Source organism: Ruegeria sp. HKCCE4148 (assembly GCF_017872495.1).
Classification (GTDB): Bacteria; Pseudomonadota; Alphaproteobacteria; order Rhodobacterales; family Rhodobacteraceae; genus Ruegeria.
Genome location: NZ_JAEDOS010000005.1, coordinates 1 through 14,302, shown reverse-complemented (window position 1 = coordinate 14,302; position 14,302 = coordinate 1). Strand labels below are relative to the sequence as shown.

Here is a 14,302-nt window from a genome sequence, read left to right as displayed (position 1 = left end):
TAGAAACGTCTATCTTGCAAACTTCTTATGCTTCAACCGCTTGGGCTCGAGCGCATCCGGTCCCAGACGGCGCTTTTTGTCCTCTTCGTAGTCCTCGAAGTTGCCCTCGAACCACTCCACATGCGCGTCGCCTTCGAAGGCCAGAATATGCGTGCAGATCCGGTCGAGGAAAAAGCGGTCGTGTGAGATAACGACGGCGCAGCCGGCGAAATCGACCAGCGCGTCTTCCAGTGCGCGCAGGGTTTCGACGTCCAGGTCGTTGGTCGGTTCGTCGAGCAGCAGGACGTTGCCGCCCTCTTTCAACAAGCGGGCCATGTGGACGCGGTTGCGCTCACCCCCTGACAGCAGCGAGACCTTTTTCTGCTGATCGCCGCCTTTGAAGTTGAAGGACGAGCAGTAGGCGCGGGAATTGACCTGTGCATCGCCCAGCTGAATGATCTCGGCCCCGCCGGTGATCGCTTCCCACACGGTGTCGTTGTCTTTCAGGTCGTCGCGCGATTGGTCGACATAAGACAGTTCGACCGTGTCGCCCAGCGTGATGGTGCCGCTGTCGGGCTGTTCCTGACCGGTGAGCATCTTGAACAGGGTCGATTTACCCGCGCCGTTGGGGCCGATGACGCCGACAATGCCGCCGGGGGGCAGGGCGAAGTCCAGCCCTTCGATCAGTTGCTTGTCGCCCATGTGTTTCGAAAGGCCCTCGACCTCGATCACCTTGCCGCCAAGGCGCTGGCCGTTGGGGATGACGATCTGAGCGCGGGTCAGCTTTTCGCGTTCGGACTGCTCGGCCAGTTCGTTATAAGCATTGATCCGGGCCTTGGATTTGGCCTGACGGGCCTTCTGACCCTGACGCATCCATTCCAGTTCGCGCTGCAGGGTCTTCTGCTTGGACTTGTCCTCGCGCGCTTCCTGCTCCAGCCGTTTGGCCTTTTGCTCCAGCCATGCGGAATAGTTGCCCTCATACGGAATGCCGCGGCCGCGGTCGAGTTCCAGAATCCAGCCGGTGATGTCATCCAGAAAGTACCGGTCGTGGGTGACGATCAGGATGGTGCCTTTGTAGTCGATCAGGTGCTGTTGCAGCCAGGCGATAGTCTCGGCGTCCAGGTGGTTGGTCGGTTCATCGAGCAGCAGCATGTCGGGCGCTTCGAGCAGCAGCTTGCAGAGCGCCACGCGGCGTTTCTCACCACCCGAGAGGTTAGCGATGTTGGCATCGTCCGGCGGGCAGCGCAGTGCCTCCATCGAGACGTCGATCTGGCTGTCGAGATCCCACAGGTTTTCCGCGTCGATCGCGTCCTGCAGGGTGGTCATCTCCTCCATCAGCTCGTCCGAGTAATTCTCGGCGATCTCCATGGCGATTTCGTTGAAGCGGTCGACCTTGGCCTTTTTCGCGGCCACGCCCAGCATGACGTTTTCGCGGACGGTCAGCGATTCATCCAACTGCGGTTCCTGCGGCAGATAGCCGACCTTGGCACCCTCAGCCGCCCACGCCTCACCAGTGAAATCGGTATCGAGGCCGGCCATGATTTTCATCAGCGTCGATTTACCCGCGCCGTTGACGCCGACGACACCGATTTTCACACCGGGCAGAAAGCTCAGGTGGATGTTTTCAAAGCACTTCTTGCCACCGGGATAGGTCTTGGAGACACCCTGCATGTGGTAGACATATTGATAGGCGGCCATGTCGCGTCCTCTGGGTCGGGGAAATTGAGTTGGAACGCTGGATATCTGAGCGCGGCGTGCGGGGCAAGCTGGTGGTTTTGTGAATTTCGCTTAGTGCCGGCTTCACCTAAAAAGGCTTGACCAAACAAGGGGTATAAATTGTCTGAATTGGCAAAGCTGATTGCCGGTTGGGCGCAGCCGGGACGTGTCGAATGGATCGGGCTACGACCCGAGCGGCGGGTGGAAATGGTCAAGGTGAATGAGGCCGTGATCTCCATTGGCGGGCTCGACGGCGACCGTGGCCGCGCTGGCACGCGGGCGGTGACTCTGATCCAGCACGAACATCTGGCGGCGATTGGCACTTATCTGGGGCAAAGGCCCGTGGCACCGGAAATCCTGCGGCGTAATCTGGTGGTGTCGGGGATCAATCTGGCGGCCCTCAAGGGGCGTGAGGTGCAGGTGGGCGAGGCCATCCTGCGCTTTACCGTGATCTGCGCGCCGTGCAGTCGGATGGAAGAGGCTCTGGGCCAGGGCGGTTACTCTGCCGTGCGCGGGCATGGGGGTTGGTGTGCCGAAGTCCTCCGCCCGGGGCGTGTCAAGCTGGGTGATGCGGTGCAACCTGTTGATTGACAACCCCCTTGAGTTCTGAACATCAGCAGGGGATGGAGCGTTATCATATTCCATATGCGCGACCCGGGCAGGTGATCGGGCTGTTCGGCGGGTCTTTTGATCCTCCGCACAAAGGCCATGTGCACGTCACGCGCGAGGCGATGAAGGCGTTTGGGCTGGATCGGGTGTGGTGGCTGGTCTCGCCGGGCAATCCGTTGAAGGAGCATGGACCAGCCCCGATGGCGCGGCGGTTGCAAGCCGCGAAAGCCGTGATGCAGCACCCGAAGGTCGACGTGACGGATATCGAGGCGATGACGGGCACGCGGGCGACAGCGGATACTCTGGCAGCACTTCGGCGGCTGTACCCGCAGGTTCGGTTTGTCTGGCTGATGGGGGCGGATAACCTGGCGCAGTTTCATCGTTGGAAAGATTGGCGGTTGATCATGGATAGCGTGCCAGTCGGCGTCGTCGCGCGGCCGGGGGATCGGATTTCGGCGCGGATGTCACCTGCGGCTCGGGTCTATGCAAAGTATCGCATCGATGGGCAGGCGCGACATCTTTTGGGTCAGGCGCAAGCCCCGGCCTGGTGTTTCGTGAACGTGCCAATGGTTGATGTCAGCTCGACCGAAATCCGAACGCGCGGAGAGTGGCGCGCACAAGTGTTGCCGGAATAGCCCCTATGGGCGCATAATCTCAGCGAGAGGTTGTGCGATTTTATTCTGTGGGATTTTAATTCAGCTATGGCTGATCGTTTTTCACGTCGTGTGTTTCTGGGGGGATTAGGGGCATCTCTAATCCCGGCAGCAGGTCTTGCACAGGCCCCGCTAGTTTCTCTCAGGCCGCAGATCCGCGGTGTGCCGCTAAGCGGGGCCGAACGCCTGGTGGCTGCGGCCGGGTTAAAAGGCGAGGTTGTGTTTGCGGTTGCGGATGTAGCGACCGGAGCGCAGCTGGAGGTGTTTGGAGAAGGGGCCGCCTTGCCCCCCGCCAGCGTTGGCAAGGCGTTGACCGCGCTTTATGCCCTGGACGTTTTGGGCACGGATCACCGATTTGAAACCCGTCTGGTGGCGGATGGACCGATCGAAAACGGCATCCTGCATGGCGATTTAATCCTGGCGGGCGGTGGGGATCCACTGTTGGATACTGATGCACTAGCCTCGATGGCGGCCAACCTGCGAGAGGCTGGGATTACCGAGGTGCGTGGTGCGTTCAAGGTCTACGACGGGGCACTGCCATTTGTTTTCAGCATCGACCCTGGACAGCCCGATCATGTGGGGTACAGTCCTGCCATCAGCGGGATTTCGTTGAATTTCAACCGGGTGCACTTTGAGTGGAAGCGCGCGGGCAAAGGATATGACGTAAGCATGGACGCGCGCAGCGCGCGCTATGTGCCTGCGGTGGATGTAGCCTCGATGCGCGTCGAGAGCCGAAGCCTGCCGATCTATACCTATCAACCAAGCGCGCGCCAGGATCGCTGGACCGTGGCCAAAGGTGCGTTGGGGAATGGCGGAGCCCGCTGGTTGCCAGTACGTAAACCCGCGCTTTATGCAGGGGATGTGTTCCGAACCCTGGCGCGGTCAAACGGGATCGTGCTGGGACGGGTGCAGGTGACACGAGAGCGCCCGCAGAGCTTGGATCTTGTGGTGCATCGCAGTGATCCGCTGGAGAGTATTCTGCGTGGGATGCTGAAATACTCGACCAATCTGACGGCTGAGATGGTCGGACTGGCGGCGACAAAGGCACGGGGTGTTTATCCCAGGAACTTGGCAGAGTCGGCGGCCGAGATGAACCGATGGGCTTTGGAGAGCTTTGGTGTGAACGGTATCGCCATGGTCGATCATTCCGGTCTTGGTGATGCTTCGCGCATTGTACCCGCAGATCTGGTTTCGGCCTTGGTGGTCGCACAGAAGTCGGGGATATTGCGCCCGTTGATGAAACCTTTTGCCTTGACCGATCGGAATGGTCGAGTCGTCAAGAACCACCCAGTTAAGGTTGACGCCAAGACCGGGACACTGAACTTTGTTTCCGGGCTGGGCGGTTTCCTGACAACAGCAGACGGGGTCGACCTGGCCTTTGCTATCTTCACGGCAGACGTGGCGAAACGCGCGAAAATACCGCGTGCTCAGCGTGAACGTCCGGATGGCGCGCGCAGCTGGAACCGAAGGTCGCGAAAGCTGCAACGCGCACTGCTTGAACGGTGGGGCTCGCTATATGGCAGTTAAGCTGTGAAACCCGACGACGCCTGTTGTCAGACGGCGTGACGCGCGCGGGCACCGCGTTCGATTGCGGCAGCGTGCAAGCGATCGATGCTGAGCTCATACCGGATTTCTTCCAGCAAACGCAGCTCGGTCTCGGCCAGCGATCCGTCTGCGGCGGCAACATCGCAGGCCAGCGCATAAGCTGTTTCGTTCAGCCGTTCAGGAAGGTTGTCGCGGATCAGCCCAAACAGAGCATCCAAGCCGTCTTCTTGTTCGAACAGATCAAAAACGATCTGTGACACATGGCGCATCCGGTCGATGTCATACCCGGCGAAGACCGGCAGCATGTTCACCGCAACTTCTATCTTGACCAGTTCAGCGGTTCGGATCGTTTCGTCAGATGCCGAAATCGCAACCATGATCGCCACAAGGCAATCCTGTGGGGACATCGGGTGGGGAACTTGCTCGGTCATTCGGTGCATCCTGCTTGGGGTTCTTCAAAGGCGCAGGATAGAAGGGGGGCAGGGCAGGTTCAACATCTTGTTTGCCGCGTTTGTGTGGCAGGTTAAACCGGTCAGGTATTCATCACCGCCATTCCGCTCAGTAAAAGCCCGGCCCCGATCCAATAGCGCAGCCCCAGCGTTTCGCCAAAGAACAGCCACGAGGCGAGGGGAACCAGCACAAAGCTAAGCGCCATGAACGGATAAGCTTGCGACAAAGGCACATGTCTGAGGACGTAAATCCAAAGGATCGTCGCGGACCCGTAGATCGCAAGTGCGACAAGCAAAAAAGGGTCAAAAAGGGTGTGTACTACGCCCACTAAGCCTGTGGCGTCGCGCCCGTCGATCCGCCCGCCTGCAAGCTTGAACAACACCTGACCGGCGGAGATCATGACAGGCGTCAACAGCAAGCCCGTCCAGATCAGAACCGTTGGCGCGGTGGCGCTCATGCCGCCTGATCCTTTACGGGCTTTTCGTTGCTTTGATCCACAGGGCGGTCTTCGCAGTAACAGATGTCGCGCCCGATATCTTCGCAGACATGTACGCTCGGGCTGGGATGTACAGCGCGCAAAAAGCTGTGGGTGTAGGGGAAGAAGTTAAAGTGCGGATTGAAGCTGTAGCGGTATTCCCTCTCACGCGGGACCACAATGATGACGCGCTTGCGCGCGACCCGCCGCAGTTCCGCAATCGCTTGGCGATAATCCAACAGGTGCTCGATCACATGGGTGCAGATAACGGTGTCGAAGCTGTTGTCTTCAAAGGGCAGATCCTCGATCCGTGCGGCGACATAGCTGATGTTGTCCAGAGCTTCCGCGTCGTCGACCACAAAATCCACGCCGGTCATGGCGGTTATGTCTGGGCGCTGGGCACGGATACGCTGCAAAAGAACGCCGGTGCCGCAACCGACATCGCAGATGCTGTCGCCGATGATGTCTTTGGCAATCCGATCTATGCAGGCTTCGGAATTGTCGGTTCCGTCATGAACGCGCGGATGGTCGCGATACAGGGTTTCGTATTCTTCGTCTGTCAGAAAAGGCGCGCGTTCGCGGAATGCCGCTAGCCGGGTGATATGTTCACCCCAGACCCGACGTGCGAGCCAGTGAAACGCGGCGCTGTCGCGCAAGATTGGCGGTACGATGTCCTCAAGCACAAAGCGGATCAGATTGGTGGTTTCGCGTCGCATCTTCTGTCCTCTGGTCCGGTAAGCTTCCTGATCTTGCCTTAGTCATACATGGCCTGAGAAGCCCGTGAAATATGCAGGTCAAGCCAGAGCGTGCGGCCCGTGTCTTTTTTGTTTCGGAGAGCACAATCGTCCCAGCATTGTGGCTTCAGTAAGGCTTAGCTGTGAAACCTGCGTCTCGGGCCTATTGAAGAAAGCGTTCGAGTATTCGGAGCAGTGCAAGAGACTTTAGCTCTTTGAGCATGGGGAAACACCGGTTTCTGGTCAGTTATGGCAGGAAACGGGCGACTGCTTTATTGACTCATGCTGCACTGGCACAATAGGAGGGGCCGGTCCGGTTGCATGGGGCAACCAGAGCACCTTTCCCTATGGAGCACATTGAAATGTCTGAACTGCGTGAAACCGCGATGTCGTCCAAGGCCTGGCCTTTTGAAGAGGCGCGCCGGTTGCTCAAACGCTATCAGAAAAGTGCTCCGGAAAAGGGGTATGTGTTGTTTGAAACCGGCTATGGCCCTTCGGGTCTGCCGCATATCGGTACCTTCGGTGAGGTTGCTCGGACCACAATGGTAAAGCGTGCGTTCGAAGCGCTTTCTGACATTCCGACCAAGCTGATCTGTTTCTCGGATGATTTGGACGGGATGCGGAAGGTGCCCAGCAATGTGCCGAACCCGGAGATTCTGGAGCAGCATTTACAACGCCCGTTGACCTCGGTGCCGGATCCATTTGGCGAATACGACAGCTTTGGTGCGCATAACAACGCGATGCTGCGGCGGTTCCTGGACACATTTGGGTTTGAGTACGAGTTCTACTCGGCCAAAGAGTTCTACGAGTCCGGGCAGTTTGACGAAATTCTCAAGCGTGCGGTTGAACGCTATGATGAGATCATGGCGATCATGCTCAAGAGTTTGCGTGAAGAGCGCCAGCAGACCTATTCGATTTTCCTGCCGCTGCACCCTGAAAGCGGGCGGGTCATGTATGTACCGATGAAAAAGGTCTGTGCAGAAACATACACCGTGACCTTTGACGATGAGACCGGCAAGGAATGGACCGTTCCCGTCACTGGGGGCCATGTGAAGCTGCAATGGAAGCCGGACTTTGGCGCGCGTTGGGCGGCGTTGGGCGTCGATTTTGAGATGTACGGCAAAGAGCATGCGACGAACGAAAAGATCTATGACTCGATCTGCCGTGCGCTGGGTGGTCGTGCGCCCGAGCATTTCAGCTATGAGCTGTTCCTGGATGAAAACGGTCAAAAAATCTCGAAGTCGTCCGGCAACGGCGTGTCGATTGACGAATGGCTGACCTATGCGCCAACCGAGAGCTTGGCGTATTTCATGTACCAAAAGCCCAAAACGGCCAAGCGGATGCATTTTGATGTGATCCCGAAAGCTTACGATGAGTATCATCAGCAGTTGCGGGCCTATCCGGGGCAGGATCTGAAGGCGCAGTTGAACAACCCGGTTTGGCACATCCACGGCGGTGACGTTCCTGAATCGACGTTGATCGTGCCCTTTGCGATGCTGCTGAATCTTGCATCGGTGTCTGGCGCGGAAGACAAAGAGACGCTGTGGGGCTTTATTCGCCGCTATGCGCCAGAAGCGACGGCGGAAAGCCATCCTGATTTGGATCAGGCCGCAGGATTTGCTGTGCGCTACTTCAACGATTTCGTCAAACCGACACGCAAGCATCGCGCGCCTACAGATCAGGAACGTGAGGCGCTGGAGGCACTGAAGGCAGCGCTTGAAGCATATGATGGCCCCACCGAGGATGAGGCGCTGCAGTCGGTGGTCTACTCGATCGGCCGCGAGCGGTTCGACCCGATGCGTGGCTGGTTCACCGCACTCTACGAGGTGCTGTTGGGTGCCTCGCAAGGCCCGCGTTTTGGTGGCTTCATTGCCCTCTATGGCGTGCCGGAAACGATTGCGCTGATCGACAAGGCCCTGGCCGGAGAGCTGGTCTGATTTGACCTGATCCCGCAAGGGGCTACCGTTCCGTCAGGAGGTAGCCCCATGCGTCGTTTACTACTTGCCCTGTCCTTGAGTGCCGGTCTGGCCTCAGGTGCGTTTGCCCAGAGCGCCGAGATCGAGGCCAATATCGCGGCCCAGATGCAGGCCTTCAAGGCGGATGATTTCGCCACGGCCTTTACCTTTGCCAGCCCCAATATCCAGCGTCTCTTCGGAAACCCGGACAATTTCGGAGCGATGGTACGCAATGGGTATCCAATGGTTTGGCGGCCTGCTGATGTACGCTTTCTGGAACTGCGCGAGATTGCCGGGTCATTGTGGCAGAAGGTAATGATCACCGACGGAAACGGGCTGGTTCATATTCTGGACTATCAGATGGTTCCGTTGGAGAGTGGCTGGAAGATCAACGGGGTTCAGCTTTTGAGCAACTCGGATCCTGCGGTCTGACGCAACACCACCGTCACGGTGCGATGAACCGTGATTAATCCCCTTTCGGTATTCAAACTGGCGCGTTCGGGACGGACCTGAACACGAGGTTTGGACGCGTCGCCAAATTGGCGCGGCGCGATTGAGAAAGGGTTTTCTATGAACAAGGCAATCACCGACGGCATCGTGTTCATGCCACCTCAGTTTGCGAATGGCCTGACGGTCTGGTCTGCGGGGGACGGGACGCCCGGTTCGCCTACCTACGGCGGGTCCGGCACCGGCGTATTTGTACCATCAGATGCGGATTTTGGCGGATGTCTTGAGATTCTGAAGGTGAACACCACGCAGCAGCTGCGTTTTATGGGGCAGACGCCGATATTGCCCGGCTGCTATTTGCAGGTCAAAGCCCGAGTGAAAGCAATTAGCGGCCCGTTACCGTCTGTACGGGTCGCAGCATGGGCAGGCGGTGCGGGGGACGCGCACGTTGCGGGCGTTGTCGAGCAAGGACCGGCTACGCAGCTATCGGGCTATGGCTCGGTACATGAGATCACGGCCATTGTGGGCACCGGCCAGCGTCCGGGCGTTGATATGCCCTGGGAGCTTGCTGCGCTTTACGGGCATTTCGGTCTGGACATCGAAGGGGCCAATGGTGCTTTGGTGCGTGTTGATGATCTTGAGATCACCGACGTCACCAGTGTTTTCCTTCGTGAAATGATCAGCCTGGTGGACGTTCGGGATTACGGCGCTGTGGGAGACGGTGTAACCGACGATTCCACCGCATTTGAGGCCGCAGATCAGGCAGCTGGTGGTCGTCGAGTCTATGTGCCGCAAGGTACCTATCATCTTGGGGAAAACACCAGCATGGCCTCTGAGATGGAATTTGAAGGCACAGTCACGATGCCAGATGACAAGATGCTGTTGCTGACCAAAGACTTCCATCTGCCAAGCTATATAGCGGCCTTTGGCGATGAAGAATTGGCTTTCAAAAAGGCGTTTCAGGCGCTGCTGAATAACACCGATCATGAATCACTGGATCTGGGCGGTCGCAAAATTTCGGTGACAGCTCCGATTGACATGGCTGCAACGGTTCCGAACAAACAAGGCGGGTTTTCCACACGCCGCGTGATCCGCAACGGTCAGTTCGATGTCAAAAGCAGTAGCGCTTGGGATACCGAGACATTCACATCGGTGGCAACCTATGATCCTAAGGACAAAACACGACTGACCAATGTCGCCAATGTTGCGAATATTCCTGTGGGCTCTTTGGTGCAGGGCAGTGGTGTTGGCCGCGAAATCTACGTGCGGTCAAAAAACGTTGGTGCTGGTGAGATCATCCTGAACGCACCAATCTATGATGCGTCGGGTACGCAAACCTTCACGTTCCACGCGTTCAAATACCTACTGGACTTCAGCGGATTTAACACGTTGCGCAAGTTCGGCATGGAGCAGATTGAATTCCAGTGCAACAGCAGGTGCAGCGCCATCCGTCTTGCGGCGTCGGGCAGCACATTTCAGTTGAAGGATTGTTTTGTCAGTCGCCCCAAAGACCGGGGGATCACCTCGATTGCGACAGGGTGCAAGGGGATGTTGATCGACAATTGTCAGTTCCTGTCAGCGGAAGAATCCTTCGATGTGACGGATCGTTCTTCGATTGGGCTGAACACCAATTCAAATGACGTAAAACTGCGTCACAACCAGGCAGTGCGTTTCAAGCACTTTGCCGTTCTGGGCGGCGACAACAACATGGTTTTGGGCAACCATTTTTTCCAGGGCGATGGCATACCGCAGGGCGTTCGCACGGCTGGGTTGATCATGATCGGCACGTATAACAGTTCCACTATTGCCGAAAACTATGTCGACAATTGTTTCATCGAATGGACCAACGAACGGGATGCCTCACCCGCTTTCACCAGCGGATTCTCGTTCAGCGCAATGAGCATCACCGATAATATCTTTTATTCAAGTCAAGCGCCGTCCTGGTTCAGTTTTTTCATTGTGCGTCCCTATGGGGCCGGGCATTTCCTGAATGGTTTGGCTGTGACTGGAAACAAGTTTAGGGCCACAAGCGGTTCAATAGATCGGGCGGAAAGGATCGACACGTCTTTAGCGGATTTGAACAACAACAAGCACGCGAATGTGACGTTCCAGAACAACACCTATCACGGTGTCACAAAAAAGACCGCGCATCCTCTGAGAGTCCGGCGTCAGCAAAACTCGGCCGCAAGTTTTTGGCCGGTTTTGTCAAATGGCGAACTGCCGTTCAACGGCAAAGCGCGCAGTTGCGATAGTGTTACAGTGCTCGGTGGGCTTACAGGGGTTTTCAATAACCAGGTTTTTGCGGCACCTCACGTTTTACCCGAGCAGGGGTCTCTTGGTGTTAATTTGACCCTTAAATGGCCTGAGCAAGTTAAGGGCGAAGTCACTGCTTTGATTCGGATGGACAAATAAAGACATCAGTGGCCGCCCTGAATAGGGCGGTCAATTCTTAGTGCTATGCCAGGCACAACTGGCGTTGCTTTACTGCGCTGGCAGGAAATAGGCGACCTTTTTGTTGGGTGTGCTAGTCTGAGGAAAACAAACGGAGAATCCCAATGCCGAAAATCGCCAAAAACGCCAGTGTTCAAACCGTAATCACAACCTTTGAAATGACGCCAGGCACCTGTCAGGATCTGTTGGAAGCCCTCACTGAAGCCTATGCCGATTTCATCTCAAAACAGCCGGGCTTTGTGTCTGCAGGGTTGCATGTGAACGATGCTCAAACCCGTATCGCCAATTACTCGCAATGGGAGCGTCGTGACGATTTCCTTGCCATGTTGAGGACGCCGGAGATGCGCGACCGCAATCGCAAGATCAACGAATTGTGCAAAAGCTTTGAGCCGGTCATGTATGACGTGGCCGAGACATTCTGAGATTCCTGACCTGAATCAAAGCCTGCAACAACAATATGTTTCAAAGTGAGCCTGCAAAACGGAGGCTCACGCTATGTATCACAACATTCTTGTCCCGATCTCATTCGACGCTGAAAGAGACACATCCGGGCCTTTGAAACTGGCTCAGCTGTTGGCCACGCCAGACGCCCAGGTGACGTTGTTGCATGTGGTTGAGCATATTCCGAACTATGCGATTTCCTACATGCCACCCGAATACCTGACCGAAGCGCGAAAGGCGATTCAGGCAGAGCTGGATGAATTGGCGTCGCAGGTTCCGAATGCACGCGGATTGGTGATCGAAGGGCATTCTGGTCGGACCATTCTGGACTGGGCCGAAGCCAATAAACCCGACCTGATCATCATGGCGTCGCACCGTCCGGGGATGCAGGATCTTTTGCTGGGCTCGACGGCTTCCCACGTCGTGCGACATGCAAGTTGCGCTGTCCACGTGGTTCGTTGACCATCAGAAATCGACCGTTGTTAGGCGATAGGCTTTGCCAAAACCGCCGTTCAGCAAACCATCCTTGATGGTGAACCTGACAAAACTGAAATCGGCGAAATCGATATACAGCTTTGCCTTGGGCCGCAGGCTTAGATACCGCTCACGCAGCGGAGCATACTCTGGCATGTCCCGGTGTACCCAAAGCGCCACCGCGTGAAGTGTCAGGCGGGGGTGTGTCAGCGGGTCACCCTTTTCTTCGGGCTCTCCGACCAGAAGGGCGCAGTTTGGATTGGCATTCAGGGCTTGAGTATGTTCGGCCAGTGACGAGATCAGCGTGACTGGGCGGCCATCCGTATCCGTAGCCAGCGCGATACGGGACAGTGTTGGCAAACCCGTCTGAGGGTGCAAAACCGCCAACGCAGCAAACCGCGCCTGCTCCAAAAGCTCTCTGGCCTGCGCGCGGACCGTTTCGTCTGGGGTTTGGTAGGGACTGGTCACGGTTTGGCTAGACCTCACAGTCAGGGTTTCGCAGTGACACTAGAGCGTAAGTCGGCGGCCCGCCAACCTTTCGATCCGATTGCCTCGGCTTTGCCACATATCCATCGTAAGACCCAGTCATGCTGTTCAAGAAACCCACGCAGGGCGCGCCTGACCTCAACCCAAGATCAACCCGTCGGCACCAGCGGGCCGAGGCCGCGCGCCGACAGGCACTGTCCCCGGTGCGCATTCTGGTTATGGTACTATTGCTGCCCCTTACGACTGTACTGATCGCGGTGGGCGTTTTCATACGGGTGTCCGAGTATAATAGGGACGAGGCCGTGATACACCTGATCGCGCTGGCGGGGTGCGACGCGACGCAGGCCATGGGAATCGGGCCGTTCCGTGAAGGCCAGCCGGGGTACCACACGCGCAATGACCCGGACGGAGACGGCGTTGCCTGTGGGTTTACCGAGACGCCTGCACCTCAGGCCGCGCAATCAGAAAGCCGCCCAGAGCCGCAACAACGTGCGGTCGGCAATGCCAAGTTTGTGCGTCCTTAGTGGATTTACTCAACGCATTCAGGACAATTGTGCGCCTGCACAGGTGCGAAAGATACGTACCTGCGGCGCTGCATCGTTCAGGGGAAACTCTGCGATCCCGTCTTGCGTGAACGCATAGGCGACCTGATTGTACTCCAGCCCATCCAGCACATTGCCAAAGCCGGTATCTGTCACCGTCAACGCGGACCCTCCGTCGGACAAGACATGGCGTGGGGTGGCGATTTCGATGGGGTTTCGTCCTTCGAACCGCATGGCAAACCACGGGGATTGGGCCCAGACCTGATCTTTCCGAGTGACCGTCAGCGTGTAGAGCGGCGCAGACGGGTCATAGGTCAGGAAAATCGTCGCGGCACCTGTGTCATGCGAAAGCGTGCAGATATCGCCCACCGTCGCCTCCCATGCCAAGGCTGGGGTGGCAAAGATCAGAGAGGTCAGGATTGCACGCATGAGAGGGGACATAGCCGCCGAACAGGGCAAGGCAAGTTCCGCGGGGCTCTAGGTTGCAACCCTGAAGTGTCAGATGCTTGCGCGCAGTGAGGCGCTTGGTTGAAAATGGCCGAAAATCCCACGTATCAATCTGAGATTCCAGTCCCCTGTGCTAGGATGCGCGCGGCGTGGCCGTTCTGGGTGCGCCGCATGACAGTTCTGTCACGTGAGGGAGGAAAGTAATGTTTGCACGTATTACCCAATTCAAAATGAAGCCTGGCACGCGCGAGGCCGCCACGGCAAAAATGAACGAATTGAAATCCGAGATCATGGGCATGCCCGGCATGCATTGCTTTACCAACGTGATGAACGAGGACGGATCGGGCTATGTGATCTCAGTGGTGGAAAGCGAAGAGACCTCGAACGCAAACGCGCCCAAAGTGGCCGAGCTGTGGGGCCATTTCGCCGAATTCATGGAAGGCCCGCCCTCACCGGTCGGATACGATGTGATTGCCCATTGGGATAAGGGGTAAAGGTTAGGGCGGGGAGTTACCCGCCCATTTTTTTGTGTAGTGCAGAATGGGGTTTTAACACATCATGCGTTTGGGTCGCTTCGGAGCAATGGTTTGGAAACCTACCCTACCCTTGGTGCTCCCATATACGTAATTGGTGGAATTTATTGAGTCCTAAGTTTAAGCTTGCTCCACAATTTGGAAATAAATTCAGTCTGTGATAAACTTTTTCTTTTTTTAAAGGAGATTATCGTGCCAGTTGATCAGATTTCGGCATTAGAGAGATTTCTTACTTACGGGCCAATTGGACTAGCAGCTCTGATGCTCGTTTTGGTTATCATAGCGCTGACTCTATCGGAACTCTCAGAAACTAGGCTCAGGACTCATAGCCAAAAGATAACGAGTGCGGCGAGCGCGATTGCAGA

16 protein-coding genes are annotated in these 14,302 nt (G+C 56.8%); 10 read left to right on the top strand and 6 right to left on the bottom strand.

Annotated elements, in window-relative coordinates; translation table 11 throughout:
- Positions 1 to 9: 9 nt before the first annotated feature.
- On the bottom strand, positions 10 to 1,677 hold the full coding sequence (ettA, locus tag I9187_RS14870; protein ID WP_010442471.1) for an energy-dependent translational throttle protein EttA: 1,668 nt from the start codon (positions 1,675 to 1,677) through the stop codon (positions 10 to 12).
- 138 nt (positions 1,678 to 1,815) lie between these two features.
- Here ettA and I9187_RS14865 point away from each other — a divergent pair, with 138 nt between their 5' ends.
- From I9187_RS14865 to dacB, 3 genes are all read left to right on the top strand, one after another.
- Positions 1,816 to 2,286, top strand: a complete 471-nt coding sequence (locus I9187_RS14865; RefSeq protein WP_171179296.1) for an MOSC domain-containing protein — start codon at positions 1,816 to 1,818, stop codon at positions 2,284 to 2,286.
- Positions 2,287 to 2,318: 32 nt separating this feature from the next.
- Entirely contained in the window at positions 2,319 to 2,939 is a 621-nt protein-coding gene (locus I9187_RS14860; RefSeq protein ID WP_171179448.1) for a nicotinate-nucleotide adenylyltransferase, read from the top strand.
- Between the two features lie 66 nt (positions 2,940 to 3,005).
- On the top strand, positions 3,006 to 4,484 hold the full coding sequence (gene dacB, locus I9187_RS14855; protein ID WP_171179298.1) for a D-alanyl-D-alanine carboxypeptidase/D-alanyl-D-alanine-endopeptidase: 1,479 nt from the start codon (positions 3,006 to 3,008) through the stop codon (positions 4,482 to 4,484).
- A gap of 26 nt (positions 4,485 to 4,510) precedes the next feature.
- Here the strand turns inward: dacB and I9187_RS14850 are convergent, their stop codons facing one another.
- From I9187_RS14850 to I9187_RS14840, 3 genes are all read right to left on the bottom strand, one after another.
- Positions 4,511 to 4,933, bottom strand: coding sequence for a tellurite resistance TerB family protein (locus I9187_RS14850; RefSeq protein ID WP_171093520.1), 423 nt, complete (start codon positions 4,931 to 4,933; stop codon positions 4,511 to 4,513).
- Between the two features lie 101 nt (positions 4,934 to 5,034).
- Positions 5,035 to 5,409, bottom strand: coding sequence for an EamA family transporter (locus I9187_RS14845; RefSeq protein ID WP_171093518.1), 375 nt, complete (start codon positions 5,407 to 5,409; stop codon positions 5,035 to 5,037).
- A complete protein-coding gene (locus tag I9187_RS14840) occupies positions 5,406 to 6,143 on the bottom strand; it encodes a class I SAM-dependent methyltransferase (protein ID WP_209940231.1) in 738 nt (245 codons plus the stop codon). The genes I9187_RS14845 and I9187_RS14840 overlap by 4 nt, the downstream gene beginning before the upstream one ends.
- Positions 6,144 to 6,523: 380 nt before the next feature.
- On the opposite strand from I9187_RS14840, the gene I9187_RS14835 reads away from it, so the two are divergent.
- From I9187_RS14835 to I9187_RS14815, 5 genes are all read left to right on the top strand, one after another.
- Entirely contained in the window at positions 6,524 to 8,098 is a 1,575-nt protein-coding gene (locus tag I9187_RS14835) for a lysine--tRNA ligase (protein ID WP_171179450.1), read from the top strand.
- A 48-nt stretch (positions 8,099 to 8,146) separates the two neighbouring features.
- Positions 8,147 to 8,548, top strand: a complete 402-nt coding sequence (locus tag I9187_RS14830) for a DUF4864 domain-containing protein (protein WP_171179302.1) — start codon at positions 8,147 to 8,149, stop codon at positions 8,546 to 8,548.
- A gap of 138 nt (positions 8,549 to 8,686) precedes the next feature.
- Positions 8,687 to 10,975 carry a glycosyl hydrolase family 28-related protein gene (locus I9187_RS14825; protein WP_209940230.1) on the top strand — a complete coding sequence of 763 codons (2,289 nt, stop codon included), beginning with the start codon at positions 8,687 to 8,689 and terminating at the stop codon, positions 10,973 to 10,975.
- Between the two features lie 143 nt (positions 10,976 to 11,118).
- Complete coding sequence (locus I9187_RS14820; protein WP_171179307.1) at positions 11,119 to 11,436, top strand: antibiotic biosynthesis monooxygenase family protein; 318 nt, start codon at positions 11,119 to 11,121, stop codon at positions 11,434 to 11,436.
- A gap of 73 nt (positions 11,437 to 11,509) precedes the next feature.
- Entirely contained in the window at positions 11,510 to 11,917 is a 408-nt protein-coding gene (locus I9187_RS14815) for a universal stress protein (RefSeq protein WP_171179308.1), read from the top strand.
- A 3-nt stretch (positions 11,918 to 11,920) separates the two neighbouring features.
- On the opposite strand, the gene I9187_RS14810 is transcribed toward I9187_RS14815, so the two are convergent.
- Entirely contained in the window at positions 11,921 to 12,397 is a 477-nt protein-coding gene (locus I9187_RS14810; RefSeq protein WP_171179310.1) for a pyridoxamine 5'-phosphate oxidase family protein, read from the bottom strand.
- A gap of 119 nt (positions 12,398 to 12,516) precedes the next feature.
- Here I9187_RS14810 and I9187_RS14805 point away from each other — a divergent pair, with 119 nt between their 5' ends.
- Complete coding sequence (locus I9187_RS14805; protein ID WP_171179312.1) at positions 12,517 to 12,939, top strand: excalibur calcium-binding domain-containing protein; 423 nt, start codon at positions 12,517 to 12,519, stop codon at positions 12,937 to 12,939.
- Between the two features lie 18 nt (positions 12,940 to 12,957).
- Here I9187_RS14805 and I9187_RS14800 read toward each other — a convergent pair whose 3' ends face one another.
- Positions 12,958 to 13,386 carry an excinuclease ABC subunit B gene (locus tag I9187_RS14800; RefSeq protein WP_171620930.1) on the bottom strand — a complete coding sequence of 143 codons (429 nt, stop codon included), beginning with the start codon at positions 13,384 to 13,386 and terminating at the stop codon, positions 12,958 to 12,960.
- A 221-nt stretch (positions 13,387 to 13,607) separates the two neighbouring features.
- Here I9187_RS14800 and I9187_RS14795 point away from each other — a divergent pair, with 221 nt between their 5' ends.
- Complete coding sequence (locus tag I9187_RS14795) at positions 13,608 to 13,898, top strand: hypothetical protein (protein WP_171093500.1); 291 nt, start codon at positions 13,608 to 13,610, stop codon at positions 13,896 to 13,898.
- Positions 13,899 to 14,302 lie beyond the last annotated feature (404 nt).

Excerpts from the sequence above, each read along its gene's own strand:
- I9187_RS14795 (WP_171093500.1), top strand. The coding sequence starts at position 13,608 with ATGTTTGCACGTATTACCCAATTCAAAATGAAGCCTGGCACGCGCGAG.
- I9187_RS14830 (WP_171179302.1), top strand. The coding sequence starts at position 8,147 with ATGCGTCGTTTACTACTTGCCCTGTCCTTGAGTGCCGGTCTGGCCTCA.
- I9187_RS14845 (WP_171093518.1), bottom strand. The coding sequence starts at position 5,409 with ATGAGCGCCACCGCGCCAACGGTTCTGATCTGGACGGGCTTGCTGTTG.
- I9187_RS14820 (WP_171179307.1), top strand. The coding sequence starts at position 11,119 with ATGCCGAAAATCGCCAAAAACGCCAGTGTTCAAACCGTAATCACAACC.
- I9187_RS14805 (WP_171179312.1), top strand. The coding sequence starts at position 12,517 with ATGCTGTTCAAGAAACCCACGCAGGGCGCGCCTGACCTCAACCCAAGA.
- I9187_RS14850 (WP_171093520.1), bottom strand. The coding sequence starts at position 4,933 with ATGACCGAGCAAGTTCCCCACCCGATGTCCCCACAGGATTGCCTTGTG.
- I9187_RS14840 (WP_209940231.1), bottom strand. The coding sequence starts at position 6,143 with ATGCGACGCGAAACCACCAATCTGATCCGCTTTGTGCTTGAGGACATC.
- I9187_RS14815 (WP_171179308.1), top strand. The coding sequence starts at position 11,510 with ATGTATCACAACATTCTTGTCCCGATCTCATTCGACGCTGAAAGAGAC.
- I9187_RS14800 (WP_171620930.1), bottom strand. The coding sequence starts at position 13,386 with ATGCGTGCAATCCTGACCTCTCTGATCTTTGCCACCCCAGCCTTGGCA.
- ettA (WP_010442471.1), bottom strand. The coding sequence starts at position 1,677 with ATGGCCGCCTATCAATATGTCTACCACATGCAGGGTGTCTCCAAGACC.
- I9187_RS14860 (WP_171179448.1), top strand. The coding sequence starts at position 2,319 with ATGGAGCGTTATCATATTCCATATGCGCGACCCGGGCAGGTGATCGGG.
- I9187_RS14825 (WP_209940230.1), top strand. The coding sequence starts at position 8,687 with ATGAACAAGGCAATCACCGACGGCATCGTGTTCATGCCACCTCAGTTT.
- dacB (WP_171179298.1), top strand. The coding sequence starts at position 3,006 with ATGGCTGATCGTTTTTCACGTCGTGTGTTTCTGGGGGGATTAGGGGCA.
- I9187_RS14835 (WP_171179450.1), top strand. The coding sequence starts at position 6,524 with ATGTCTGAACTGCGTGAAACCGCGATGTCGTCCAAGGCCTGGCCTTTT.